25 protein-coding genes, 1 pseudogene and 1 riboswitch are annotated in these 24,900 nt (G+C 42.6%); of the genes and pseudogenes, 19 read left to right on the top strand and 7 right to left on the bottom strand.

Features of this window, described 5'->3' with window-relative positions; all coding sequences use genetic code 11:
• Positions 1–194: 194 nt before the first annotated feature.
• The 4 genes from J7I80_RS13375 (at position 195) to J7I80_RS13360 (ending at position 3,791) form a co-directional block, all read left to right on the top strand.
• Positions 195–644 (top strand): DinB family protein, encoded by a 450-nt coding sequence (locus tag J7I80_RS13375; protein ID WP_214738847.1) that lies wholly within the window; start codon positions 195–197, stop codon positions 642–644.
• A gap of 93 nt (positions 645–737) precedes the next feature.
• Positions 738–956, top strand: coding sequence for a hypothetical protein (locus tag J7I80_RS13370; protein ID WP_214738846.1), 219 nt, complete (start codon positions 738–740; stop codon positions 954–956).
• A 156-nt stretch (positions 957–1,112) separates the two neighbouring features.
• The gene (locus tag J7I80_RS13365) at positions 1,113–1,508 is read left to right on the top strand and encodes an HIT family protein (RefSeq protein ID WP_214738845.1); all 396 of its coding nucleotides are present in this window, start codon (positions 1,113–1,115) and stop codon (positions 1,506–1,508) included.
• A 168-nt stretch (positions 1,509–1,676) separates the two neighbouring features.
• The gene (locus J7I80_RS13360; RefSeq protein WP_214738844.1) at positions 1,677–3,791 is read left to right on the top strand and encodes a glycoside hydrolase family 3 protein; all 2,115 of its coding nucleotides are present in this window, start codon (positions 1,677–1,679) and stop codon (positions 3,789–3,791) included.
• Here the strand turns inward: J7I80_RS13360 and J7I80_RS13355 are convergent.
• Positions 3,788–3,979, bottom strand: a complete 192-nt coding sequence (locus J7I80_RS13355; RefSeq protein ID WP_214738843.1) for a hypothetical protein — start codon at positions 3,977–3,979, stop codon at positions 3,788–3,790. The genes J7I80_RS13360 and J7I80_RS13355 overlap by 4 nt on opposite strands.
• Before the next feature lie 345 nt (positions 3,980–4,324).
• Here J7I80_RS13355 and J7I80_RS13350 point away from each other — a divergent pair, with 345 nt between their 5' ends.
• Entirely contained in the window at positions 4,325–4,765 is a 441-nt protein-coding gene (locus J7I80_RS13350) for a Dps family protein (protein WP_214738842.1), read from the top strand.
• Positions 4,766–5,031: 266 nt separating this feature from the next.
• Here J7I80_RS13350 and J7I80_RS13345 read toward each other — a convergent pair whose 3' ends face one another.
• Complete coding sequence (locus J7I80_RS13345) at positions 5,032–5,340, bottom strand: winged helix-turn-helix transcriptional regulator (RefSeq protein ID WP_214738841.1); 309 nt, start codon at positions 5,338–5,340, stop codon at positions 5,032–5,034.
• Between the two features lie 207 nt (positions 5,341–5,547).
• On the opposite strand from J7I80_RS13345, the gene J7I80_RS13340 reads away from it, so the two are divergent.
• From J7I80_RS13340 to J7I80_RS13335, 3 genes and pseudogenes are all read left to right on the top strand, one after another.
• Complete coding sequence (locus J7I80_RS13340; protein WP_214738840.1) at positions 5,548–6,405, top strand: VOC family protein; 858 nt, start codon at positions 5,548–5,550, stop codon at positions 6,403–6,405.
• Positions 6,406–6,413: 8 nt separating this feature from the next.
• A pseudogene (locus J7I80_RS23325) lies at positions 6,414–6,598 on the top strand (NADPH-dependent oxidoreductase); the annotation flags it as partial.
• 127 nt (positions 6,599–6,725) lie between these two features.
• Complete coding sequence (locus J7I80_RS13335; RefSeq protein WP_214738839.1) at positions 6,726–7,361, top strand: FMN-dependent NADH-azoreductase; 636 nt, start codon at positions 6,726–6,728, stop codon at positions 7,359–7,361.
• A gap of 172 nt (positions 7,362–7,533) precedes the next feature.
• Here J7I80_RS13335 and katA read toward each other — a convergent pair whose 3' ends face one another.
• Positions 7,534–8,994 (bottom strand): catalase KatA, encoded by a 1,461-nt coding sequence (gene katA / locus J7I80_RS13330; RefSeq protein ID WP_214738838.1) that lies wholly within the window; start codon positions 8,992–8,994, stop codon positions 7,534–7,536.
• Positions 8,995–9,390: 396 nt separating this feature from the next.
• On the opposite strand from katA, the gene J7I80_RS13325 reads away from it, so the two are divergent.
• From J7I80_RS13325 to J7I80_RS13315, 3 genes are all read left to right on the top strand, one after another.
• Positions 9,391–9,978, top strand: a complete 588-nt coding sequence (locus J7I80_RS13325; protein WP_214738918.1) for a cell wall hydrolase — start codon at positions 9,391–9,393, stop codon at positions 9,976–9,978.
• 219 nt (positions 9,979–10,197) lie between these two features.
• Positions 10,198–10,341 carry a hypothetical protein gene (locus J7I80_RS13320; protein WP_214738837.1) on the top strand — a complete coding sequence of 48 codons (144 nt, stop codon included), beginning with the start codon at positions 10,198–10,200 and terminating at the stop codon, positions 10,339–10,341.
• Complete coding sequence (locus tag J7I80_RS13315; RefSeq protein ID WP_285289146.1) at positions 10,342–11,136, top strand: NERD domain-containing protein; 795 nt, start codon at positions 10,342–10,344, stop codon at positions 11,134–11,136.
• 1,174 nt (positions 11,137–12,310) lie between these two features.
• Here J7I80_RS13315 and dacB read toward each other — a convergent pair.
• Positions 12,311–13,792, bottom strand: coding sequence for a D-alanyl-D-alanine carboxypeptidase/D-alanyl-D-alanine endopeptidase (gene dacB, locus J7I80_RS13310; RefSeq protein WP_251027753.1), 1,482 nt, complete (start codon positions 13,790–13,792; stop codon positions 12,311–12,313).
• Positions 13,793–13,906: 114 nt separating this feature from the next.
• Here dacB and J7I80_RS13305 point away from each other — a divergent pair, with 114 nt between their 5' ends.
• The gene (locus J7I80_RS13305) at positions 13,907–14,107 is read left to right on the top strand and encodes a hypothetical protein (RefSeq protein WP_214738834.1); all 201 of its coding nucleotides are present in this window, start codon (positions 13,907–13,909) and stop codon (positions 14,105–14,107) included.
• Between the two features lie 117 nt (positions 14,108–14,224).
• On the opposite strand, the gene J7I80_RS13300 is transcribed toward J7I80_RS13305, so the two are convergent.
• Genes J7I80_RS13300 through J7I80_RS13290 form a run of 3 tightly spaced genes read right to left on the bottom strand, consistent with a single transcriptional unit; the run spans position 14,225 to position 17,928 of the window.
• Positions 14,225–15,349, bottom strand: a complete 1,125-nt coding sequence (locus J7I80_RS13300) for a Ger(x)C family spore germination protein (protein WP_214738833.1) — start codon at positions 15,347–15,349, stop codon at positions 14,225–14,227.
• Positions 15,333–16,445 carry a GerAB/ArcD/ProY family transporter gene (locus tag J7I80_RS13295; RefSeq protein ID WP_214738832.1) on the bottom strand — a complete coding sequence of 371 codons (1,113 nt, stop codon included), beginning with the start codon at positions 16,443–16,445 and terminating at the stop codon, positions 15,333–15,335. The genes J7I80_RS13300 and J7I80_RS13295 overlap by 17 nt, the downstream gene beginning before the upstream one ends.
• The gene (locus tag J7I80_RS13290) at positions 16,435–17,928 is read right to left on the bottom strand and encodes a spore germination protein (protein WP_214738831.1); all 1,494 of its coding nucleotides are present in this window, start codon (positions 17,926–17,928) and stop codon (positions 16,435–16,437) included. Before J7I80_RS13290 ends, J7I80_RS13295 begins: the two co-directional genes overlap by 11 nt.
• A 181-nt stretch (positions 17,929–18,109) precedes the next feature.
• Between J7I80_RS13290 and J7I80_RS13285 the strand changes: the two genes are divergently transcribed.
• The 7 genes from J7I80_RS13285 to J7I80_RS13255 all read left to right on the top strand — a co-directional run bounded on the left by J7I80_RS13285 (position 18,110) and on the right by J7I80_RS13255 (position 24,757).
• Positions 18,110–18,451 (top strand): metal-sensitive transcriptional regulator, encoded by a 342-nt coding sequence (locus J7I80_RS13285; RefSeq protein ID WP_225650214.1) that lies wholly within the window; start codon positions 18,110–18,112, stop codon positions 18,449–18,451.
• A gap of 56 nt (positions 18,452–18,507) precedes the next feature.
• Positions 18,508–18,653, top strand: a riboswitch (FMN riboswitch).
• Between the two features lie 328 nt (positions 18,654–18,981).
• Complete coding sequence (ribD, locus tag J7I80_RS13280; protein WP_214738830.1) at positions 18,982–20,064, top strand: bifunctional diaminohydroxyphosphoribosylaminopyrimidine deaminase/5-amino-6-(5-phosphoribosylamino)uracil reductase RibD; 1,083 nt, start codon at positions 18,982–18,984, stop codon at positions 20,062–20,064.
• 12 nt (positions 20,065–20,076) lie between these two features.
• On the top strand, positions 20,077–20,733 hold the full coding sequence (ribE, locus tag J7I80_RS13275; RefSeq protein ID WP_214738829.1) for a riboflavin synthase: 657 nt from the start codon (positions 20,077–20,079) through the stop codon (positions 20,731–20,733).
• Positions 20,734–20,744: 11 nt separating this feature from the next.
• Entirely contained in the window at positions 20,745–21,938 is a 1,194-nt protein-coding gene (locus J7I80_RS13270) for a bifunctional 3,4-dihydroxy-2-butanone-4-phosphate synthase/GTP cyclohydrolase II (RefSeq protein WP_214738828.1), read from the top strand.
• 29 nt (positions 21,939–21,967) lie between these two features.
• A complete protein-coding gene (ribH, locus tag J7I80_RS13265; protein WP_192472173.1) occupies positions 21,968–22,438 on the top strand; it encodes a 6,7-dimethyl-8-ribityllumazine synthase in 471 nt (156 codons plus the stop codon).
• A gap of 225 nt (positions 22,439–22,663) precedes the next feature.
• Positions 22,664–23,866, top strand: a complete 1,203-nt coding sequence (locus J7I80_RS13260; protein ID WP_214738827.1) for a S1C family serine protease — start codon at positions 22,664–22,666, stop codon at positions 23,864–23,866.
• Positions 23,867–23,878: 12 nt separating this feature from the next.
• Positions 23,879–24,757, top strand: a complete 879-nt coding sequence (locus J7I80_RS13255; RefSeq protein ID WP_251027752.1) for a peptidylprolyl isomerase — start codon at positions 23,879–23,881, stop codon at positions 24,755–24,757.
• The last annotated feature ends 143 nt before the right edge of the window (positions 24,758–24,900 follow it).

Below are 24,900 nucleotides of genomic sequence, written 5' to 3'. Positions count from 1 at the left end.
GAAATCTGTGAAAAAAGTGTGAAGACACATATCAGCCATAATGTTTTGAACAAATTTTGTCAGTTGATTTCCTTTTATGGAATATAATACATATAGGGGTATTTATATGATTTTTCCTTTTTCCTTGTCGCATATGTTGGAAATATATAGAATAAATATAGTGAGAAGTACAAGCTGGAAAGGGGAAGGTAATGATGAGTGAGCTATTATTCAAGCAGTTTGAATTAACAAGAGGGTCTTTTTTGAAGACGATTGAAGGCATCACTGCGGAACAGGCAAGTGTCCAGCCAGAGGGCTTCAATAATAACATTCACTGGCACATCGGACATGTGCTGACAGTTACAGAACAATTCATGATGGGGTTCCCGAAAAAATCGAGTCATCTTCCTGCAAGCTACATAGAGTTATTCGGAAACGGTACCCGACCATCCGAATGGACTGGAGATGTTCCTTCCGTTGATGTTTTGCGGGACCAATTGAAAGCGCAGCTGGGAAGGATCAAGGAAGTACCAGTTTCAATGCTGGATGAAAAGCTCAAAAAGCCTTTCCTTGGGCTGGAAACTTTCGGAGAGCTTACGAACATGGCCCTATTTCATGAAGCCTACCATCTAGGCCAGATCCATGCGATGAGAAAATTAGTCTAGTAATAAATTTGCAGGGTCCTATTTTGGGCCCTGTTTTTTGAAACCTGTTATCCATTATTACGTATTACTAAATAAGGAAGGCAGGTGTGTGAAATGAGCACGGATAAGGATTCAAGGCTTCTCAGAAGATGGATCATTATATTAGTTTCTTTTGCGGCAGCTGGAGCATTATTCCTTTTCATTGACATCACGTGGATCAAAAAGACCCTTTCGGTCATCATGCTGTTGATTGGTTTTGTCGCTGCAGGCTCGGTATATGAGTTTTATGAGAGTTGGTTAAATAAGTTGGATAAAAAAAGTGATAAGAGATAAAGAGTGCTATCGTAAATTGAAGTTGCACCATCTTATTCAACTTGGTATTCCGCGAAAACTGCAGCTTATTCCGTGAATTTCATCAGGATTCCGCGAACTGGAAAATATCCGTGTTTTTTTCTAATTAATAAAGTGATGGAAATGGAGCACTAAAATATGTACCAGGAGAATTGCCCATATTGCAATGTGAACGCAGATGACGAGCAGCAAATCGTCTTGGAGAATGAAACCTGTTATTTTATCCAGAAGGAGTCAGAGCAGCACGTCCTGCAGGGAAGCGGGCTGATTATCCCGAAGCTCCATAAACAAAATGTTTTTGAGTTATCAGAACAGGAGTGGAAGGATTCCAGGGAGTTACTGCTTGGGGCGAAGAAGATTCTTGACGATAAGTATGCTCCAGACGGTTACAGTGTGGGCTGGAATACAGGAAAAGCTGGAGGGCAATCGATTTTCCATGCTCATTTGCATGTGATTCCGCGATTCAAGGATGAGCCTCTTGCAGGCAAGGGAATAAGGTATTGGATTAAACAAAAGGAGAACAAGCGGAAATAGTTCAGAAAGTTCCATGTAGGGAATTTTTCGTGAAGTTTTTTAAATAATTTTACTATATGAGATTCCAAAATCCCGTGAAGAACAGTCACGGGATTTTTCTTTGTTCGGGTGACTGACTTTGGTAATTTTCAATGGATTGGATAAAATAGGCAAAGTGGAGGAGATTTCATGAGGAAAATAAGGAAGCTTATGCTCTATTTTATAGTGTTCGTGCTATCACTTTCACAAATGCTGCCTGGCATTACATTGGAGAAGGCTAGTGCCGAGGAAAGGAGCATAGTGGAGGATCTGGTGATTTACGAAAATATGCCTGAAGCGGAAGCAGCAGTGAAAGATGGAAAAATACAATTGAAAGCACTCCATGTGTATTCAGAAGGGCATTTTATGCTGACAGCTGAAAACCTTGTGTGGGAATCGGCAAATGAAAATGTCGCAAAAGTTGACCATGATGGAAATGTGGATTTCACAGGGCTGAATGGAAAGGCGTTCATTACAGTGACAGATGGTGCTTTTGAGGACAAGATTGCACTACATTATAAAGTGAAGCCATCCTCCAAATCGGAGGGAAAGCCTGAAGCTGAAGTGGTGGTCATCAAACAGGAGGGCCAGCGATATGATTTGATTGGCAAAGCGATCAGCAAAATGACCATTCAGGAAAAAACAGGTCAAATGCTGATGCCGGATTTCAAAACCTGGAAGGGTAAAAATGTAACGGAAATGCTGCCGGGAATCCAGCGGCTCGTGAAAAAATACCATTTGGGTGGAGTCATCCTTTTCCGTGAGAATGTCGTTACAACAGAACAGAGTGCACGCTTAGTATCTGATTACCAGGAGGCGGCTGAAAAATTCGGACTGTTGCTGACGATTGACCAGGAAGGCGGAATTATTACTAGACTACAATCAGGCACGGATATGCCAGGAAGTATGGCAATAGGAGCAACACGGTCACCAGAAGTCGCTTATAACGCAGGCAACGCAATCGGCGAGGAATTGGCGTCACTGGGTATCAACATGAACCTGGCACCGGTTATGGACGTAAATAACAATCCGGACAACCCGGTCATCGGCGTACGTTCATTTGGTGAAGACCCAGAACTTGTGGCAGACATGGGTATAGCTTATACAAAAGGACTTCAGGCAGCTGGTGTCGCGGCGACAGCCAAACACTTCCCCGGCCATGGGGACACAGCAGTCGATTCCCACCTTGGACTGCCTAAAGTTCCACATGATAAAGAACGTTTGAAGGAAGTCGAATTGTATCCGTTCCAAAAAGGAATGGAAGAGGGGCTTGACGCGATCATGACGGCGCACGTCACTTTCCCTGAAATCGACGGAACCAAAGCCGTCTCGCAGAAAACAGGAGAAGAAATCGCGATTCCGGCAACTCTTTCATACAAGGTCCTGACAGAGCTTATGCGTGAGGAGATGGGCTATGAAGGTGTCATCACAACAGATGCGATGAACATGAAAGCGATAGCTGACCATTTCGGTCCTGTCGATGCAGCCATCTCAGCGGTAAAAGCAGGCACGGATATCGTTTTGATGCCGGTCGGACTTGAAAAAGTAGCAGCCGGACTGCTTAAGGCTGTGAAAACTGGAGAGATTTCCGAGCAACGGGTTGAGGAATCAGTCAGACGTATTTTAACTTTGAAGGTAAAAAGAGGCGTGATCAAGAAAGAAGCTTCTATTACAGTTCAAGACAAGATAGCGAATGCCGTGAAGGTGGTCGGTTCTGACGAGCATAAGCAAATTGAAAAAGAAGCGGCTGAGAAATCAATCACATTGGTAAAAAAAGATGCAGGAATGCCTTTAAAGATGAATAGTAGTGAGAAAGTCGTCGTTGTGGGAAACACTTTTATCAGGCAGCTGGGTGATGAGATCAAAAAGCGTCACAGAAATACAATCGTCATTGCAGCTTCCACTTTTAAGCTTACAGAGAATCAGCTGAAACAAATTAAGAGCGCCAGCGCGGTAATAGTCAGCACATATACTTACAATGTGTCAGGAAGGAAGCCATCGAGCACGCAAATGACCTTGGTCAAACAAATCATTGAAATGTCAGATGCTCCTGTCATCGGTGTCGGCATCCAAAATCCATACGACATTATGGCATACCCTGAAATTGACGCTTATATGACCCAATACGGTTTCCATCCATCGGCGTTTGAAGCAGCGGCGGGAGTGCTATTTGGTGAATTCGCACCAGCAGGGAAGCTGCCAGTTACGATTCCAGATTACAATGGCGGCGTGCTATACGAGTTCGGTCACGGATTAACCTACTAAATGGAAATAGGCGGGATTTCAGGAATGAAATCAAGTCCATATGGGATGAAGGATTGTACGATACCTTCTCCATTCAGTGAAAGAAAAATGGCCTCTGCAAAAGCAGTGGCCATTTTATATTGTACTGTTATTCCAATCTGTATATAATCCACTGCCGCTGCAGCCAGGACATTCGTATGGAGCTGCATAGTAGACAAACTCATTCGCGGAAAAAGCGTAATATCCTCTGCCATGGCAGTCCGGGCATTTATTCTGGTCCTTCATATTCGAAAGATGGTTTTCGTATCTGGCATTTCTCCATTGGTTGAGCGCATTAAATAAACCCATTCATGAACACCTCCAGTTCTATGCATAGTTTGGAGAAATAATTGCTTTATTATGTATAGTTTATGGAGAATTTTGGTTTTTGCCCCGGTACTAGCACATAACTTGTCTAAAAAGTTGACATTCCTGTGAACAATCCACGCTCAAACTCTTTATTGGATAATCTTGGACTATAATGAATCCGTACATAAAAACAGGAGGGATTCAAGATGAAAAATGAATTAACACAAACAGTCAACAAGCAAATCGCAAACTGGACTGTACTCTACATTAAGCTGCATAACTATCACTGGTATGTGACAGGTCCAGAATTTTTCACTCTTCATGCAAAATTCGAAGAGCTTTACAACGAAGCTGCCTTACATATCGATGAACTTGCAGAAAGATTGCTGGCAATGGGTGACAAACCAGTCGCAACCATGTCCGGTGCGCTAGAACTCGCATCTGTAAAAGAAGCATCAGGAAATGAAGGCGCAACTGATATGGTCGCAAGCATAGTAGAAGACTATTCAACAATGATCCAAGAGCTAAAGAAGGGCATGGAACTGGCAGAGGAAGTCAATGATGAAACAACAAGCGACCTGCTGCTGTCCATTCACGCAGGCTTAGAAAAACATGTATGGATGCTGAACTCTTTCCTTGGGAGATAAAAAGTGAAAGAAATGAGACGTATGCAGCGGCATACGTCTTTTTTAGATCTATTTTACGACACACATTTCAAGCAATCAGCAGAAGCAGATGTTTAATGGATATTTCAAGCAAGAAGCCGAGGCGAAAGGTCTAATAAAGGTTCCTTATCAAGTCTTGTTTGGGTTTTACGCGAGGGGGGTGTTGAAAAATCGTAATAGGTTCAAAAAGCAAAAAGCACCCATTCAACGGGTGCTTTAAATGAAAAATTCCATCTTGGAATCTATTATTATGCCTCCAGCCAGCTCTGTGACCATTTTTCAATTTCTTTCATAAGAGGTTCCAGTGCCTTGCCTTTTTCGGTCAAAGAATATTCGATCCGGACTGGCGTTTCAGGATGAACTTCGCGTCTCACTATCCCTTCGCTTTCCAAATCCTTCAATCGCTCTGAAAGCACTCTACCACTGACTCCTACAGAGGATTCAATCGTACAAAAACGCTGCGGTCCAGACAACAGCTGATATATGATCATTCCAGTCCAACGCTGGCTTAGGATTGTCATGGCTTTTTCAAATCTGGGACAAATCGACTTATCCATATCAATCACTCCTTACTAACATTATAAACATAACAACTGAAAAATAAATTACTTTTTATAAAATGTATACTTGACGTAACTTATTTACAGTAATATAGTTACTTACATAAAGTAAGTTAGTTACTCCGTATTTACATTACAAACAAATCGCTTTTTGCCCTGGATAATGTTATTTTTCAATCAAAGAATGCTTAAAGGAGGAAGATTATGAGTTTTCATCAACCGCCGGTCACTTTTGTAGGCCAAGTAAATATAAAGGTACAAAGTTTGGAACGTTCCCTTGCCTTTTATCAGGAGGTAATCGGTTTTAAGGTATATGAAAAAACGGATAAAACCGCCAAGTTAACTGCCGATGGAAAAACGGTGCTATTAAGCATTGAGCAGCCATCCGATGTGATTCCTAAGAAGGGAAGAACTACTGGATTGTATCATTACGCCCTTTTGCTGCCTAATCGGGCTGATCTGGCAAGAGTACTGAAGCATTTCGTTCAGACTGGATATCCATTGCAGGGAGCATCAGACCATCTTGTAAGTGAGGCTTTATATTTAGCAGATCCGGATGGAAATGGAATTGAGATCTATACAGACAGATCAGCGTCAGAATGGGAATGGAATGAGCAACATGTGGTGATGGCCACTCAGGCTCTGGATGCAGAAAACTTACTTGCGGAAGGAATGGAGCAAAGCTGGAACGGGCTTCCTGCAGGCACTGTGATGGGGCATATTCATTTACACGTCGCAGAACTAGCAAAAACAGAAGAGTTTTATACAAAAGGACTTGGTTTTGACGTGGTAAGCCGATACGGACCGCAGGCTCTCTTTATTTCTTCAGGAAAGTACCATCACCACATCGGACTGAATACATGGAATGGGGTGGGGGCTCCTCAACCGCCTGCTAATAGCGTGGGACTTGAATCTTATACTCTCATTCTGCCCGACGAAGCGAGCATGAAAGACACAGCAGACCGCCTGAAAGAAATCGGGACTGCTGTCGAAGAGGAAAATGGCATCTATATTACGCAAGATCCTTCTGGAAACCGCATCAAGCTGGAAACAGCTAAGTAAAATTAAAAGAGCATGAAAGAGGAATCTTTGGAGAATTGAAGATTGCCGACGTCCACAAACATCGGTCATTATCCTTTTTACTGACTTTGAGTACGATACAGATTTCAAGCCGCAGGCTCTGCACCTCGACAATGTCAATATGATGCTGGACGAGGTCGAGACCTTAAGCGGCGCACTGAAATCATTGAGATAGGCAGACGAGCATTTCGTTTGACCTTTGATGAAAAACGGATTAATATCTCGAAGTAAGCTATTTTAAATTCGAGATTTATTTTCATGAAATAGTTTTAAAATCAACAAGGAATAGGTGGAATTACATCATGGCTAAAGTTTTATACATCACAGCACACCCGCTGACAGAAGAACAATCCTTCAGTTTGGCAGCAGGAAAAGCATTCATTGATACGTACAAAAATCAGAACCAGAATGATGAAATCATTCATTTGGATCTATTTAAGGAAAATATTCCTCACATCGATGCCGACGTATTAGGCGGTTGGGGCAAGCTGCAAAAAGGAACTGAGTTCTCTGCTCTATCCGCAGACGAACAGTCAAAAGTAGGCCGTCTAGCTGAACTGGTTGAACAGTTCACAGCAGCAGACAAATTCATCTTCGTGACACCGCTTTGGAACTTCTCATTCCCGCCAGTCATGAAGGCATATCTGGATGCAGTTGCAGTAGCAGGCAAAACATTCAGATATACACAGGAAGGACCTGTCGGTTTAATGACAGACAAAAAAGCTCTTCATATCCAGGCTCGCGGCGGTTACTATTCAGAAGGACCGGCAGCAAACATGGAGATGGGAAATCGCTATATCGAAACAATGATGAACTTCTTCGGTGTACCTTCAATGGAGTGCCTATACCTGGAAGGCCACAATGCAAACCCTGAAAAAGCACAGGAAATTAAAGAAAACGGAATTGCACGTGCTAAGGATTTGGCGCACACATTCTAATGAATAATGGATGAAAGCAGGCCGGTATAGGTCTGCTTCTTTTGTTAGAACACTTCTAACGGACACTCTTACAGGGAATCGTCCTGAGATTGTCCGATAGAGCTGTCTAGTGGACTTTCGTTTATATGTTAAAAAATCGGATGCCAATTTTGGCATCCGATTTTTGTGTTGTTTAAACTTCCTGCGGCACCTGCAGCCCTAATCCCTGAGCAATGCGTGTTCCGTATTCAGGATCTGCCTTGTAGAAATGGCCGATCTGGCGGAGTTTGATGTCGTCGCGCTGAACTGGCTTCATAGCAGCGACAATGTTAGCGACAAGGCGCTCGCGTTCTTCCTCACTCATCAGGCGGTACAGGTCACCAGCTTGTGTGTAATGGTCGTGGTGATCATAGCCCACATTTTCAGCAACACCGCTGACAGGGAAGCTTGCCTGCTTGTGTTCATTTACCTCTGTTGGTCCTCCGAAACTATTAGGCTCATAGTTTACTGTTTTGCCGCCATTTCCGTCGAAGCGCATCTGGCCGTCACGCTGGTAAGAGTTCATTTCTGATTTCGGCCTATTGATCGGCAGGTGATTATGGTTCGCCCCCACACGGTAGCGGTGTGCGTCAGAATAAGCAAACAGGCGGCCCTGAAGCATTTTATCTGGAGAAACATCGACACCAGGGACGAGGTTTCCAGGAGAGAATGTAGCCTGCTCAACTTCCGCGAAGTAATTTTCAGGATTGCGGTCCAATACCATGCGTCCGACTTCAATCAGTGGATAGTCTTTTTGTGACCAAACCTTTGTGACATCGAATGGATCAAAACGATATGTGTTGGCATCCTCTAGAGGCATGATTTGCACATAAAGCTTCCATGCAGGGAAGTCCCCAGCTTCGATTGCATTGAACAAATCTTCTGTATGGTAGTCAGGATTTTCTCCTGCAATTTTAGCTGCTGCATCTGCTGCAAGATTTTTGACTCCTTGCTCTGTCTTGAAGTGGTACTTGATCCAGACACCGTCACCTTCAGCGTTTGTCCATTTGAACGTATGGCTGCCAAAGCCATGCATATGGCGGAGGGTAGCCGGAATGCCGCGGTCGGACATCAGGATGGTTACCTGGTGCAGCGATTCAGGAGAAAGTGACCAGAAATCCCATACTGCATTGGGATCCTTCAAGTGTGTTTGTGGGTTTCTCTTTTGTGTATGGATAAAATCAGGGAACTTGATCGCGTCACGAATGAAGAATACCGGAGTATTATTCCCGACGATATCATAGTTTCCTTCCTCTGTATAAAACTTCACCGCGAAACCGCGCGGGTCACGGACTGTGTCTGCTGATCCCAGTTCTCCTGCAACAGTAGAAAAACGAATAAAAAGAGGTGTCTTCTTGCCAACCTCTGAAAGGAAAGCTGCCTTCGTATACTTTGTCACATCATTTGTCACTTCAAAATATCCATGTGCTCCGGCGCCTTTTGCGTGTACCACACGCTCTGGCACACGCTCACGGTTAAAGTGCGCCAATTTTTCAAGTAAATGGACGTCCTGAATTAAAGTAGGTCCTCTTTGTCCCGCAGTCATGGAGTTCTGGTTGTCCCCAACCGGCGCTCCCCAGCTTGTAGTTAGATGATTCTTTTGATCAATGCTCATTTATTCAACCCGCCTTTTTTAATGAATTTGGTTTATAGCTAAATGATAACACTTTTCAATTAAAAATCAATACTTAATTATAATAATTTTAAATAAGTAATTAATATAAGTTATAAAACTCCCAATACACTTCCTGAGTTTAGTTGATAGTTTTAAGTTACAAAGCTGTAACACTATGTAAAATTTGAGCCGTTAACTTACAAGTCTGGTTATAGTAGGAAAGTGGACAGGAGTGAAATAAATTTCCAGGTTTAAAAAGAATCAAGCGGTTTCAATGGATAGAAGAGGTATCTTCTTATTGGTACTTATTGGACAATGAATAACTATGTTACAACTGCTAGCCTTATAAGTAGAAATAGAGAGCAGCAATACTGGGAGGTATGGAAAATGAGAAACATGAAAAAAACATTGGCAGCGCTAACAGCAGTTGTATCTTTATCTTTATTTTCAATGGGCGCAGCTGCTGAAGCGGCAACTTATCAAGTGAAAACAGGAGATACGATGTGGGGAATCGCCAGCAAGTATGGTGTTCCAGTGACAGAATTGAAGAAAGTGAACAATAGAACTAGCACTCTACTATATCCAGGCCAAAAGTTGACAATCCCGGCTGTATCAGTGTCTGCAGCGGATCAGGACTTGCTTGCAAGGCTTGTTCATGCTGAAGCAAAAGGCGAGCCATATGCAGGGAAAGTAGCAGTAGCAACTGTTGTCTTGAATAGAGTAGCAAGCCCGGATTTCCCTAACACAGTAAGAGGAGTCGTCTATGAAAAGGCAAACGGGTACTATGCCTTCACTCCTGTAAAAAATGGAGCAATCAATAGGCCAACTGATGCAGAAGCAAAGAAAGCTGTAAAAGAAGCTCTTGCTTTCAGAGGACAAGGCAGTGGCTCACTGTTCTTCTTTAACCCGAAAACAGCAGTAAGCAAATGGGTATTCTCAAGAGAAGTGACCGTGACAATTGGAAATCATAGATTTGCGAAGTAACCGTAACAACTGGAAACCATAGATTCGCGAAGTAAACCGTAATAACCGGTAATCGCTAAATAACCTGGAAAAAGCCGTGCGTATTCTCATTCTGCGCGGCTTTTTCTCAATTACGGTGGGATTTTATAAAACTTACAACTATCAAGCGAAAAAGCTTGTTAAATATTCATATAAATCATACTATTTAATTGCAATACATAATGAATGGAGGAATGTTTTTTGATAGTTAAATCTCGTGTAGAATCAATGGAGCTTCAGATTCTGAGAATGCTGAATGCTCGAATGAACTTATCTCCGAAAGAGTACAGTAATTATCTATACCTGGAAAAAGGTTATGAAGGAGAAGTGATATTTGACCGATGAATGGAGGAGGTTGAAAAAGGTTTCCTGGTGATGAATGATCTGCTCCTTGAATATGGAAATACCAAATTTCAAATCGATTCTCTATTCATTTCAAAGATCATCCATTTGTTCGAAGTGAAGTATTTCGAAGGCGATTATTTTATCGAAGGTAATCGGTGGTATACCAATAATGGAGTAGAAATCAAAAATCCACTGCAACAAATGGAAAGAGCAGAGTCACTCCTGCGAAGGATGGTACGAGACCTTGGATTCAACATTAATATCGAATCAACTCTAGTCTTCGTGAACCCAAACTTTTACCTCTATCAAGCTCCGCGAAATTTACCAATCATCTTTCCCAACCAGATTCCAAGACTTCTTCATAACCTGCAAAAACAAATCACTCCAATAAAAAATACCCATACAAACCTATCGGACAAGCTTCTTTCCCTGCATTCCCATGATTCACCGTATGAGAGGCTCCCTGGATATAGTTTCGACGTGCTTAAAAAGGGAATATCATGTTCCCATTGTCATACTTTGAATACTATAGTTACCAGAAAAACATTAATATGCAATAGCTGCGGGAAACGGGAGAATATTCATGACGCAGTACTGAGAAGTATTAGAGAACTCCAATTACTTTTACCGGAAGAAGCATTAACAGTCAGCCGAATTCAAGAATGGTGTAAATCAATCAAAACAAAAAAAGCCATCAGAAATATGATTTTCGATAACTATACATTAAGCGGCTGTGGCCGTGGTGCTCACTATACAATTAAAGAGAATGATGAAGGCTTCCTACTAATAGAGTAAAGTACATGAGAAATGTTCCCTTAAGACAATTCTAGCTTTTGAAGGTCTCTATAGAGGTTAAATGCACCCTTATGCAGGTCATTTCACCTTCATAAGGGCGCGTTTCGTGTTTAAATGTACCCTTATAAAAGTCATTTCACCGGCATAAGGGCACGTTTGGTGTTTAAATGTACCCTTATGCAGGTCATTTCGCCGGCATAAGGGCACGTTTAGAGGTTAAATGCACCCTTATGCAGGTCATTTCACCTTCATAAGGGCGCGTTTCGAGGTTAAATGCACCCTCATACAGGGCATTTCACCGGCATAAGGGCACGTTTCGTGTTTAAATGCACCCTTATGCAGGTCATTTCACCTTCATAAGGGCACGTTTCGTGTTTAAATGTACCCTTATAAAAGGCATTTCACCTTCATAAGGGCGCGTTTAGAGGTTAAATGCACCCTTATGCAGGTCATTTCGCCTTCATAAGGGCGCGTTTCGTGTTTAAATGTACCCTTATAAAGGCATTTCACCGGCATAAGGGCGCGTTTAGAGGTTAAATGCACCCTTATGCAGGTCATTTCACCTTCATAAGGGCGCGTTTCGTGTTTAAATGCACCCTTATAAAAGGCATTTCACCTTCATAAGGGCACGTTTCGTGTTTAAATGTACCCTTATACAGGTCATTTCACCGGCATAAGGGCACGTTTCGTGTTTAAATGTACCCTTATAAAAGACATTTCACCGGCATAAGGGCACGTTTCGTGTTTAAATGCACCCTTATACAGGTCATTTCACCTTCATAAGGGCACGTTTCGTGTTTAAATGCACCCTTATAAAAGGCATTTCACCTTCATAAGGGCGCGTTTAGATGTTAAATGCACCCTTATGCAGGTCATTTCACCTTCATAAGGGAGCGTTTCGTGTTTAAATGCACCCTTATGCAGGTCATTTCACCTTCATAAGGGAGCGTTTCGTGTTTAAATGTACCCTTATAAAAGGCATTTCACCTTCATAAGGGAGCGTTTCGTGTTTAAATGTACCCTTATAAAAGGCATTTCACCTTCATAAGGGCGCGTTTCGTGTTTAAATGCACCCTTATAAAAGGCATTTCACCGGCATAAGGGCGCGTTTAGATGTTTAATGTACCCTTATGAATCGCATTTCACTTATATAATGGAAAATTTCGGGCTTACTTCAGTATCTTGCAAGGATCCTGACGATTTGATCCTCAAATTCCCTTCCTTCTCGATCATCCAGCAGGTTATTCAGCATAATCGAAAAAATAAGAATTTCCCCGCTGCTTGTTTCAACGTATCCTGCGAGGGTGCTTACGCCTGTCAGTGTGCCCGTTTTAGCTGCCACCCGATCCTTCAGGTTCTCTTCCTTCAGCCTGTTCCGCATCGTCCCGCCAATCATCCTGTCCTTTGCTCCGGCAACTGGAAGCGAACGCTGGAAAACAGGAAACCATTCCTCCTTTTGTGCCATATAAAGAAGCTTTGTAATCTCGTTTGCTGGTATGAGGTTAGCATGAGAGATTCCGGAGCCGTCACGCAATACAAGCCGGTTGGTGTCAATACTAAGCCGAGAAAGCTCTGCATCCATGACCTCAAGTCCCTTTTCCCAGCTGCCTTCACCATGAACGACCCTGCCCATTTCCTTAACAAGCACTTCGGCGTGCCCATTATTGCTCAGCTTCTTGAAGGGGATCATCAGCTCGGAAAGTGGCATTGATTTATGGGAAATTAGACTGGTCATTGTGACTGAGGCATTGCCCGTTTTAATTTTCCCAACTACTTTTATTCCCTGTTCTTCTAGTGACTTTTTAAAAAGACTTCCTGCATAAAGGGCAGGTTCCCAAACGGCAATCCATTCCCTGGCCTTCTGGGCATCGGCCGGGATCGTTCCGCTTACCATAATGCTATTCGACCCATGCTCACGTTCAATTTTTATGTCATGTTCTCCCTCGGAATCTACCGTTTTTGTGTCATTTATAATTTTTACGAAATCGGTATCGGGTTCTACTGAAATATTCGCTCCATTACCTTTCTTGCGTGGTAAAATATTGACAATGACAGTGCCGGCATCATAATCCTCATTCGGCGAAGCGGTTAAGGCGGAAACCTGGGAACCGTAATATTTATGCTCGTCATTCCAGGTCAAGTCTTCAGAATAACGGACATCATCATACCAGCTGTCATCAGCCACTAAATCGCCTGTGACCTTATTGATTCCTTTACTCTTAAGTCTCTTAGCCATCTCATCAAAGTCTGCCGGAAGCAAGGTTGGATCGCCCATTCCTCTTAAAAATAGGTCACCCTCAAGCGTTCCGCCGTTAATTCTTCCATGTGCCAAAACTTCCGTTGTAAAGCGATAATCTTCGCCCAAAACTGAAAGCGCCGCTGCAGCAGTAAACATCTTCAATACCGAAGCTGGCTGCAGCCGGGTATTTCCAATATGCTCGTATAACAGCCCTCCATCTTCCGCAGACCTGATGCTGACACCAGCCAAAGCTCCATCGAGAACTGGCTCACTTGTTAAAAGTTTGTTGATTTCTGCTGACAGCTCCCCGCTAGGCTGGACTGCCTCAGCTGGAGGTTCTTCTGTATGAAAAAACGGAATGATGGCTAAGATGATGACTAATGAAAATATGGTGATTAATGTAGTTTTTTGTTTCAATTTTTGGTTCATCCCTTTCATACCTCAACTGTATTCGACAGGAAATTTCCCAATTACCAACTAGTAGAGTCTATGATAATGTTTTAAATAATATAAGGTTCAGGAGGGAAAAAAATGTACCGATACTTTTCGAATACTTTACTCATTCTAGCCATCGGAGCAGGATTTTACTTCTATGCCCAACTGATTTTTTCAAAGGTGACAGATCCTCTGTACGGTGCATTGGCAATTCTCGCGGGCTGCCTGTTTACGGCAGGGATTTCAAGAGAGCTTCTGTTAGTTTCACAATCCAGGAGTGAGAATAGACAAATTTAACTCTGAAATAAAAAATACTCCTTTTGAACTTCCTTTAATTATGGGAAGCTCAATGGGAGTATTTTTGAATTAATATTGAACCATTGCAAAATTGGAGAATACCTGCGAATGGTATGCTTATTCTATTATGCCATGTCCGATAATTTCTACAGTCACGTTCGGTGTGATCGAAATGTTTGGGTATTCTTCTTTCCAATTCACTTGCTGCCAATAATCATTATGGAGCGCAATAAGCCGGCGGCCAATGCCTAAACTGTCGCTGTTCGCTTCTTGAAGTTTCTTTATGGCAGTTTCTGCATCTTTTGAGATTAACTCAGAAAGCTCATCATTCAGATACTTGATTTCTTGTTCTTTATACAACTGATTTCTTGCATACTCAGTAAGTGTAATTTTTAAGTTAAGATTGATGTTAACTTTTACTTCTTCATTCTCAATTTTCACTTCCAACTTTTGCTTTGCTTTTTTCACATTGAAAGAAACAAAGTCACGAAGGTCAGAATCATTGTACTTTGCGATTTCCTTTGTGAAGGAAGGCGTCTTCCCATTTTGGCCGTCCATCAATAAAAATATTTCCGCCTCATCGCCTGATAAAATATGTCCTGTGAATTTTCGCTCATTAAATAATGCGATTCCTACCAAATTTGCTAATTTCCCACCTTTATCCTGGCTTATATAAGGGAGACTAAAGTCTTCACCAGGGTCAAACATTTCAGCACAGATCGATTGGATGTTTTCCTCTGGTATTAGTAATGAATCCTCCTTGCTTTCTAATAACTCAAATAGATATTCACTAATTTTTTGATCCTTAATATTAAGCTGAAGAATTTCCTTCCCCATCCCTTCAGCAATAACCACTTTAGCGCTAAGGGAGCTTTTTGGATCTCGATAAAATAAATCAAGAACTGGATATATATCTTCTTTTGCTAGTTTATTTCCAATAATGAGAACTCTGAGTTTCGAGGCATCAAATGTTTTTGAAACTCTTTTGTCTATAGCTCCCCTTGCTCCTCTAGGTGTATCTCCAATCCCAGTGATAATCTGGTAGGTTTCTGATGATCCCTCTCCCTGGTTCTCCTTTTTTATAATCGGAAAAGAAACTGTATCGATTATTTTTCCATCTGTATCCAGGTCAAAACTGGCAGCCAAGTATAATCTTACATCCTTCAATAAATTTTGGTCCCAACATGCGCTTAAAAAAATTGTCAAGAATGCGATGCATAAGAAATTACTTGCCCTGATCATGGTGAATCTTTCCTTTCACTGTTTTTTTAAACAGGTATGAGACAAGCAGTAAGAGAACAGGGAAAAGAAGAAAGGTGAAGCTGGCTTTTGTAATATATCCACTCATCGATTCAGCAAAAAGAATATTTGATTCTGCAATCAACGATACTCCAAAACAAATTAAACCAACAGAATAAATAAGCTTTTTATGTTGTGCCTTTTTAAATAAACTTTTGCCACACTTTGCTGCCAAAAACAGATAAGTACTAAAAGATGTGAAAACCATTATTATCCATATTGAAAGGAACAACAAGTCAGTACGCTCTATGACCTTAAAGGTATAAGATTTCAGCATATATAATAGAGGTTCTGGTATAATCTTCAATTCATCCGGACTGAAATACATGAAACTGACAAGGATTAGATAGGCATATAAAAGCGTAATAAACAAATTCGCAAAAGTCATTACCTTGAATTTGGTTCTGTTTGATCCCATTACTAACGGGAAAATCATCAAAACCGCTTCAAACCCGAGCATGGACAGGAATGCATCTTTGCTGCCAAAAAATATATCTTTTATACCACTCTGGCCGATCGGGAGGATGTAGTATATGTTTGCATCTTTCAATGTGTACGAAATCAGCAAAAAGAGAATGACCATTAGGGGTGTAACTAACGTGAAAAAACGAGCTAATATATTTAATCCGTCTACGCATAAATAAATCCCAGTCAGTACTAATAATGCACCAATAATCCAGTTAGGTGTGTAAGGAAGTATCCACCGGTCGATAATCCCAATATAAAGAACTAAAATTAAGCTCCCGACACTTATGAAATAGAGAGAGTAAAATAGAGAGATTACTTTCCCTATTTTTTTGCCAAGCAGTAAATATGATATTTCGAGAAGGTTTTGTGAGTCAAATCTCTTAAAAAGAAGCAAGTAAGCAAATAGTATACACTGTACCACCACTCCTGCAATGAGAATGGAAAGCCATCCATCTGATTGGACAGAATTATGCATATCATAGGGTAGTGAAAGTACGCCAACCCCTGATTGGGTATGGATAAGCAGGAAGAAATACTGCTGATAGGTGATCATATCTTTATTATTGGCCATCTATCTTCCAACCTCTTGTATCCCGCTGTCTTTTAGTGTTTTTTGCACGGGAGTTTTTTGGTCGTTCATCCATTTTCCAAAGCGGCAGCCTGATGAATGTATCTTTTAAGTCCTTTAGGTGCAATGGGGCCAGCGGTGAAAAAAAAGGGACACCAAATGACTCTAGTTTACAAAGCTTGATAAAAATGATAATCAACCCAAAAATCAAACCGACAAACCCCATGAATGATGCAGCAACCATAAGAGGAAACCTGATCAGGCGAACTGTCGTACTCATTTCATTGGAGGGAACGACGAAGGCAGAAATAGCCGTTACAGCCACAATGACGATCATTATGTTAGAGATGAGCCCTGCACTGACTACAGCATCTCCGATAACAAGACCGCCGACGATGCCAATTGTCTGGCCAACAGGCTTTGGAAGCCTGACCCCTGCCTCTCTGATCAGTTCAATCGTAATCTCCATGAAGAAGGCCTCCAACAATGGCGGATAAGGTATTCCTTCTACTGATCCTTTCAATGACAAAATCAATTCATGAGGAATGACTTCTAGATGGTATGCAATAATTGAGATATAAAATGCCGGAAAAGTAATCGCAATAATAAAGCTTACATATCGCAGCATCCTGATGAAGGTCGCGGGTATCCACCTGCCGTTGTAATCATCGGATGATTGGTAAAATGAAAAAAACGTGACTGGAAGAATCAAAGCAGTGGGACTACCCTCACCAATCAATGCTAACCTCCCTTCCAGTAAATTTGCCATAGTTCTGTCAGGCCGTTCGGTATTAATAATTTGTGGGAACAAAGAGAAGGGATCGTCTTCAATGAATTCTTCAATATAACCTGGGCTTATTACCATATCAGTTGAGATGTAGGATAGTCTTCTTTCTACTTCGGCGACAACCTCCTCGTCAGCGATTCCTCTAATATATACAACTGCAAGCTTTGTTCTAGTTTTTTCACCTAACACATGATATTTAACAGTAAAATCAGGATCTTTAATTTTTTGTCTTAATAGGCTGATATTCACTTCGAGATTTTCAATGAAACCATCATGAGAGCCGCGGACAACATTTTCATTCTGAGGCTCTTGTATCGACCTCTGATTACTTTTAGGGAATTGGAATAGCCAGGATTCACTACTGCCACATAGAAACAACACATATCCACCATCAAGGATACCTTCTATAAGTTCTTTGTACTCGGGATTTTCCGTGCCATTTAAAGATTTTAAACTTTCCCTGCTGACATCAGACCCATGTTCGAACAACGGTACCAATAAATATTCATTGAAATTTTCTTTTGAGACTAAGGTTTCAAGAAAGCAAAAGATAAAGGATTTGTCACCTTTGGTAAATTTCAATTCTTTAAAATCTGCTGTATGTTCGAACACAGATTTAAGACTTTGGTAGATGCTATTGTTAATAGTTTCGTCTTTAGCAGCCTGTTGGAAGCTCTTCGGCAGCCTGAACTTTTTCATAACTACACCACTTTTTTATTGAAGTATGGAAGCCTTAATTGTTAGAAGTAGTTATTCCAAATGACATATCAAAATATACAAAGCAGGGGACGAGAACAAAGCAAGGGACATCTGGCATTTGCGATTAAGTAAATCATGGGGGTATGATAAAATAAGCTTAAAAGATAAAGGGGGTTTTTTGATGGACATATTGGAACCCAAAGTGAACCCATCTGATTGTGGTGACAGCTGTTGCTCATCAGAAAGAAAGAGCCATCACTCTGAAAAAACGAAAAAGAATCTCGTGACGAGATTGAATCGGATAGAAGGACAAATTCGCGGCATTAAAGGCCTGATTGAGAGAGATACGTATTGTGATGATGTCATCACGCAAATTTCCGCAACACAGGCGGCCCTGAACAGTGTGGCCAAACTTCTGCTCGAAGGCCATATGAAATCATGCATCGTCGAACGAATTCAAGAAGGCGACGATGAAGTCGTTGATGAGCTGCTGACCACGATTGAGAAACTGATGAAAAAGTAAAAGGTTGTTTTGTTTTTCATTTATCTAATAGTTCTGTATAATGACACTAACTTAATACATTCCTTCGGGGTCGGGTGAAATTCCCAACCGGCGGTGATGAAGCATGTGCTTCTTAGTCCGTGACCCGGTTAACACTTGTTAAACGGTGGATCTGGTGAAACTCCAGGGCCGACAGTTAAAGTCTGGATGGGAGAAGGAAAAAAACGAGGATTAAAAAGACGGGAGCAGTGTACCCTTTTTTAACCCTCTAGTTTAGCATTGCCTTTTTTAGGACCCCGAAGCAATTTTGTTTCGGGGTCTTTTTATTTGGCTCTTTTCTCAAACTTTGTTGCTATTGATTACAAAATAGGACCTATTTACCTTCGAAAAGTTGACTCTTTTGTGAGAAAAGAGCATGCAAACTTAATACCGACCTAAAAATGGCCTTTTATTTCGTTAAAAGCGGTTTTAGGATTTTAACAACAATTTTTACGAAAACAGCTTTTTATTTTTACATTGCCCGAGGGAAAAATTAGAAAGGAGGGATAGAAGTGAACGACCAGGACTATATGGCATTGGCCATCAATCTGGCCAGTGCGACTGAAGGCCAGACATCACCGAACCCCCAGGTTGGTGCTGTTCTTGTGAAAAACGGCCAAATCATTGGTATGGGCGCTCATTTGAAGGCGGGTGAGCCCCATGCTGAAGTGCACGCAATCGCCATGGCAGGTGAGAAGGCCAAAGGCGCAACGCTGTATGTGACCCTTGAGCCATGCAGCCATTTCGGAAAGACGCCGCCATGCTCTAATCTGGTGATAGAGTCAGGCATCAAGAAAGTATTTGTTGCTTCGGTCGATCCGAATCCGCTTGTCGGCGGAGCAGGAGTGAAAAAGATGCTTGAGGCGGGCATAGATGTCCAGGTTGGTTTGATGGAGGCAGAAGCAAAAGTACTGAATAAAGTGTTTTTTCATTACATAAGCACTGGCTTGCCCTATGTTACGTTGAAGTCAGCCACCAGCCTTGATGGAAAAATAGCTACTGTGACCGGAGAGAGCAAGTGGATTACAGGAGAAGAGGCAAGAAAGGATGTCCACCGGTTCCGCCATTCACATGATGCTATTTTAGTTGGCGTCAACACTGTCATAAAAGACAATCCGAGCCTGACGACAAGACTTGAGGCTGGAGGGAGGAATCCGGTGAGGGTCGTGCTGGACAACACTCTTCGCACCCCTCGGGATTCAAGGATCGTGAATGACAGGGCTGCCGAAACCATTATCGTGACAGGAGCAAGGGCAGAGCCTGAAAGGATAAAGCAGTTTACTGAGCTGGGCATTGAGGTTATCAAGCTGGAAACCGAGAAAATCGGGATTGATGACATGCTGAAAAAATTGGGGAAACGGGGTTTCACTTCTGTTTACGTAGAAGGCGGAGCCGAGGTTCATGGCAGCTTTTTAAAGGAGAAGGCCTTTCAGCAAGTCATAGCGTATATCGCTCCAAAGCTGCTCGGCGGGAAAAACGCCCCGGCTGCATACGGAGGCGCAGGCATTGCCAGGCTCGAGGATACTGTTGCTTTGGAAATTAAAGATGTTAAACAAATTGGCCAGGATATCAGGATCATCGCTGAGCCGGTTTAAAAGGAGGTTTATATGTTTACGGGAATAATTGAAGAGATAGGGACTGTCGCCAATATTCAGCATAGCGGCGAGTCATTTGTACTGACGATTGACGCAAGGAAAGTCCTGACAGATGTCCACCTTGGAGACAGTATTGCTGTTAACGGGGTCTGCCTGACCGTCACCTCCTTTACAGAGAACAGATTTACAGTAGATGTCATGCCTGAAACGGTCAAAGCATCCAGCTTGAAATCCGTCAAACGAGGTTCAAAGGTGAACCTGGAAAGAGCAATGGCAGCGGGAGGCCGGTTCGGTGGGCACTTTGTCGCCGGCCACGTGGATGGTGTCGGAACCATCAAAGGGAAAAAGCAAATTGAGAACGCGGTTTACTATGAAATTCAAGTGGATCCTGAATTGTTGAAATATGTCATCATGAAAGGCTCTGTCGCTGTTGATGGAACGAGCCTGACTGTTTTTGGAGTATCAGAAGACAGTTTGACTCTATCGCTCATTCCGCTCACTTTACAAGATACAGTCTTAGGGTTCAAGGAAAAAGGGGATATCGTCAACATCGAATGTGACATGATTGGCAAGTATGTAGGGCACTTTTTGAGCAACCAGCTTCCGTCAGCACCAAAACGTGGCAACAATATTACAGCCCAATTCTTAGAGGAAAACGGGTTTATGTGAGGGTGATGTAAATGTTTGATCCAATTGAAGATGCTATATATGAACTAATGCAAGGAAATGTAGTCATTGTTTGTGACGATGAAGACCGTGAGAATGAAGGAGACTTCATCGCTCTGGCAGAAAAGGCGACACCGGATGTCATCAATTTCATGGCAACACACGGCCGGGGATTGATTTGTGTACCGATTGAACAGGAATTAGCCCAGAGGCTGGATTTATTGCCGATGGTTTCACGAAATACCGACCCTCATGGCACAGCTTTTACCGTGAGCATTGACCATAAGTATTCAACAACCGGGATTTCGGCTTTCGAGCGTTCGGCCACTGTATTAAGCATGCTGGACCCAGAGTCAAAGGCCGCTGATTTTAAAAGGCCTGGCCACGTCTTTCCTCTCGTAGCCAAAAAAGGCGGAGTATTAAGGAGAGCTGGCCATACAGAGGCGGCTGTCGATCTGGCTAAAATGAGCGGCGCCAAGCCTGCCGGGGTCATCTGCGAAATCATGAATGAAGATGGCACCATGGCCAGGGTTCCGGAGCTGCGCAAGATTGCCGACCAGTTTGAGCTGAAAATGATTACAATCAAGGATCTCATTCAATACCGCAATCGGAAGGACCAGTTGGTTAAAAGAGAGGTTGAGATCAATCTTCCTACTGAGTTTGGAATCTTTAAGGCAGTCGGTTATTCAAATGTAGTAGATGACAAAGAACACATCGCTCTTGTAAAAGGAGAAATCGACCCTGATGAACCGGTTCTTGTAAGGGTCCACTCTGAATGTTTGACTGGCGATGTATTTGGTTCCTTCCGCTGTGATTGCGGCCCGCAGCTTCATGCAGCATTGAGCCAAATCAACAAGGAAGGGCGCGGTGTCCTTCTTTATATGCGCCAGGAAGGCAGAGGCATCGGCCTGATGAACAAGCTGCGTGCGTATAAACTGCAGGAAGAGGGCTATGACACCGTTGAGGCCAACGAAAAACTCGGCTTCGGAGCCGATCTGCGTGAATACGGAATTGGAGCCCAGATTTTAAAAGACCTTGGCATCAAGCAAATTAAATTGCTGACCAACAACCCAAGGAAAATCAAAGGTCTTAAGGGGTATGACCTGGAAGTAGTCGACCGGGTGCCAATCCAGATGCCAACAAGAGAAGAAAACGAAAATTATTTAAAAACAAAGCACAGCAAATTGGGGCATTTACTTAATTTTTAAATGAAATCATCTAATTGGAGGAATAGGACATGAACAGAACGTTTGAAGGTAATTTAGTAGGTACGGGTCTTAAAGTCGGAATCGTAGTCGGGCGCTTTAATGAGTTCATCACAAGCAAGCTTTTGGGCGGCGCACAGGACGCTTTGAAAAGGCACGGTGTCGAGGAAAGCAATGTCGATGTTGCCTGGGTTCCAGGTGCTTTCGAAATCCCATTGGTTGCTCAAAAGATGGCGAAAAGCAATAAGTATGACGCGGTCATCACATTAGGCACAGTCATCCGCGGATCCACGCCACACTTCGATTATGTTTCCAATGAAACAGCAAAAGGTGTATCAGCCGCTGCGATGAATTCAGGAGTCCCTGTCATCTTCGGAGTACTGACTACCGATACAATCGAGCAGGCAATCGAACGCGCAGGCACAAAAGCAGGCAACAAAGGCTGGGACGCTGCAATGTCCGCAATTGAAATGGCTAATTTGATGAAGAATATTGAAATGTAAGAGCTTATATTGAAGCTGCAGGCAAAATTGTCTGCAGTTTTTTATTGGTGGTAAATGCTCCGCCGCATGGACCCTCGGGTACCCCAAAAAAAAGGATGCCCAAATACATTCCCCCTTTACGCAAAATCTTCCCAATCTTTTAAAATCCTCGCCGCAGTTTGTTAATAATTTGTTCATAATTTCTGGTTAAGATGAAGACAAGTTAGAAGCGAGGAGGAAAAAAACATGAATGAATTTGAACAGCGTTCCCGTTATCAAGAACAGGAGCCAGTCAAAAAATCATATAGATTCAAAAGTATCATGTCGACTGTGATGGCAGGGGTAGTAGGCTCGGCAATTACACTTGCCGCGGTGAATTTTACAGAAGCGGATGCAGGAAATCAACAGCAGCCTCAAACTGAATCAGCCGCAGAAAGTAACTCAAATATCGTTACGACACCAACTTCCACAAAGAGTTCTGGATCAATTGCTGATATTATCGAAACTTCTTCAAAATCAATTGTGGGCATTACCAATATCCAGTCAGAAAACAATCCTTTTTCCCAAAGCCAGGGCAATGTAGAAAGCGGATCTGGGTCAGGTGTAATTTTTAAAAAGGAAGGCAATAGTGCTTTCATTGTGACGAACAACCATGTCATTGAAGGAGCATCCAAGGTGGAAGTCAGCTTATATAATGGGGAAAAGGTTGCGGCAGAGGTTGTAGGAGCAGACGCATTAACTGATTTAGCGGTTGTCAAAATCGATGCAGCCAAAGCAGCGGATATCATCGAATTTGGTGATTCATCTGTCTTAAGGGCTGGAGACCAGGTGCTCGCGATTGGAAACCCGCTTGGCCTTGATTTATCGAGGACGGTAACTCAGGGAATAGTCAGTGCGGTAGACCGCTCCATCTCAGTACCGACTTCTGCTGGGGAATGGGAAATGAACGTCATTCAGACGGACGCAGCAATCAACCCGGGCAACAGCGGCGGTGCGTTAATCGATACGAATGGCAAGGTGATAGGAATCAACAGCTTGAAAATTTCTCAAAACGGCGTGGAAGGCCTAGGCTTTGCGATTCCAAGCAACGAGGCTTTGCCGATCGTCAACCAGCTGATAGAAAAGGGAAAAGTAGAACGTCCATATTTAGGTGTAAGCCTTGCTGATCTGGCGCAAATTCCAGATATGTATCTTGAGAATCTTCCTGACAGTGTCGAGTCAGGTACGATGGTTACCTACGTAGACCCTAATTCGGCGGCAGCCAGAGCGGGCCTTCAGGAGCAGGATATCATCGTTGGGATCAATGATGAAAACGTGGAACAGGCGAGTGACCTGAGAAGATACATGTATACGAAACTTCAAAGTAGCGACAATGTCGAATTGAAAATATACCGTGACGGCAAGCAGCAAACCTTAAAGGTTGATTTGTCTGCTTCAAGCGCTGAATAATGGAGGAAAATGATGAGTGCTTTTATGAAAAATAATAAACTGCCGATTATATTTGGAGTGATCGTTTTAGGTCTTCTCTTAATGTTTGCGACAGCTTTTACAAAAACAGAAACAGCGGCAAGCGTTAATGGCGAAAAAATCACCAAGGAAGAACTGGATACTAAACTGACCGAAATGTATGGCCCTGATATTTTGGATTCGCTGATCACAAATAAAGTGATTGAAATGGAAGCGGCGAAGGCAAAGGTGAAGGTGACCGGCAATGAGATAGATGAAGAGTTGACGAAGCTTCAGGAATCATATGGCGGTGAAGAAGCCTTTGCGGCTGCACTTGAACAGAACCAGGTGTCAATGGACAAAATCAGGGAGGACATCGAAGTATATCTGCTTGCGGAAAAAATGATCGGTGCTTCCATTGATGTGAGCGAAGAAGAAATGAAGTCGTATTTTGAGGAAAATAAAGACTCTTTTGACCAAAAGGAGCAGGTGAAAGCGAGCCATATCTTAGTGGAAGATGAAGCAACTGCCAAGAAAATCAAGGAAGAGCTTGATCATGGTAAGGACTTTGCTGAACTGGCAAAAGAGCATTCAACGGATACAAGCAATGCCGACAACGGCGGGGACCTCGGGTATTTCGGAAAAGGAGAAATGGCTGAGGAATTTGAAAAGGCAGCATTCGCGTTGGAAACCGGTGCGATTAGTGAACCGGTAAAAACAGAGTTTGGCTATCATATCATCAAGCTTGTGGATAAAAAAGCTGCGAAGGCCGCAAAGTTTGATGATCATAAGGATGAAATTAAAGACTTGTTATTTGACCAGAAAATCCAGGCAGAGTATACAAACTGGCTGGAGGAAAAAAAAGCAGAATATGAAATTAAAAGTTATCTATAGTTGTCCTAAGCCCCTGCAGTGTTTGCAGGGGTTTTCTCGTGCCTTCCTCTGTCAATGGAATGCATTCAATCCGGGCATGTAGAATTCCATTGTATATATCTAAGTGATGATTTTATGTATAAGTGCAGTATCTATCAGCAAAT

The organism is Bacillus sp. ISL-41 (genome assembly GCF_018613235.1).
Lineage (GTDB): Bacteria > Bacillota > Bacilli > Bacillales > Cytobacillaceae > Mesobacillus.
This window is presented reverse-complemented; position numbering and strand designations above follow the sequence as displayed.

Coding starts and splice junctions, on each gene's coding strand:
- J7I80_RS13370 (WP_214738846.1), top strand. CDS start 738: ATGAGCACGGATAAGGATTCAAGGCTTCTCAGAAGATGGATCATTATA.
- J7I80_RS13345 (WP_214738841.1), bottom strand. CDS start 5,340: ATGGATAAGTCGATTTGTCCCAGATTTGAAAAAGCCATGACAATCCTA.
- ribE (WP_214738829.1), top strand. CDS start 20,077: ATGTTTACGGGAATAATTGAAGAGATAGGGACTGTCGCCAATATTCAG.
- J7I80_RS13290 (WP_214738831.1), bottom strand. CDS start 17,928: ATGAAAAAGTTCAGGCTGCCGAAGAGCTTCCAACAGGCTGCTAAAGAC.
- J7I80_RS13375 (WP_214738847.1), top strand. CDS start 195: ATGAGTGAGCTATTATTCAAGCAGTTTGAATTAACAAGAGGGTCTTTT.
- ribH (WP_192472173.1), top strand. CDS start 21,968: ATGAACAGAACGTTTGAAGGTAATTTAGTAGGTACGGGTCTTAAAGTC.
- J7I80_RS13315 (WP_285289146.1), top strand. CDS start 10,342: ATGGAGGAGGTTGAAAAAGGTTTCCTGGTGATGAATGATCTGCTCCTT.
- J7I80_RS13285 (WP_225650214.1), top strand. CDS start 18,110: ATGGACATATTGGAACCCAAAGTGAACCCATCTGATTGTGGTGACAGC.
- J7I80_RS13355 (WP_214738843.1), bottom strand. CDS start 3,979: ATGCAGCTCCATACGAATGTCCTGGCTGCAGCGGCAGTGGATTATATA.
- J7I80_RS13335 (WP_214738839.1), top strand. CDS start 6,726: ATGGCTAAAGTTTTATACATCACAGCACACCCGCTGACAGAAGAACAA.
- J7I80_RS13295 (WP_214738832.1), bottom strand. CDS start 16,445: ATGGCCAATAATAAAGATATGATCACCTATCAGCAGTATTTCTTCCTG.
- J7I80_RS13350 (WP_214738842.1), top strand. CDS start 4,325: ATGAAAAATGAATTAACACAAACAGTCAACAAGCAAATCGCAAACTGG.
- J7I80_RS13305 (WP_214738834.1), top strand. CDS start 13,907: ATGTACCGATACTTTTCGAATACTTTACTCATTCTAGCCATCGGAGCA.
- J7I80_RS13365 (WP_214738845.1), top strand. CDS start 1,113: ATGTACCAGGAGAATTGCCCATATTGCAATGTGAACGCAGATGACGAG.
- J7I80_RS13340 (WP_214738840.1), top strand. CDS start 5,548: ATGAGTTTTCATCAACCGCCGGTCACTTTTGTAGGCCAAGTAAATATA.
- J7I80_RS13300 (WP_214738833.1), bottom strand. CDS start 15,349: ATGATCAGGGCAAGTAATTTCTTATGCATCGCATTCTTGACAATTTTT.
- J7I80_RS13270 (WP_214738828.1), top strand. CDS start 20,745: ATGTTTGATCCAATTGAAGATGCTATATATGAACTAATGCAAGGAAAT.
- katA (WP_214738838.1), bottom strand. CDS start 8,994: ATGAGCATTGATCAAAAGAATCATCTAACTACAAGCTGGGGAGCGCCG.
- J7I80_RS13325 (WP_214738918.1), top strand. CDS start 9,391: ATGAAAAAAACATTGGCAGCGCTAACAGCAGTTGTATCTTTATCTTTA.
- J7I80_RS13360 (WP_214738844.1), top strand. CDS start 1,677: ATGAGGAAAATAAGGAAGCTTATGCTCTATTTTATAGTGTTCGTGCTA.
- J7I80_RS13255 (WP_251027752.1), top strand. CDS start 23,879: ATGAGTGCTTTTATGAAAAATAATAAACTGCCGATTATATTTGGAGTG.
- J7I80_RS13260 (WP_214738827.1), top strand. CDS start 22,664: ATGAATGAATTTGAACAGCGTTCCCGTTATCAAGAACAGGAGCCAGTC.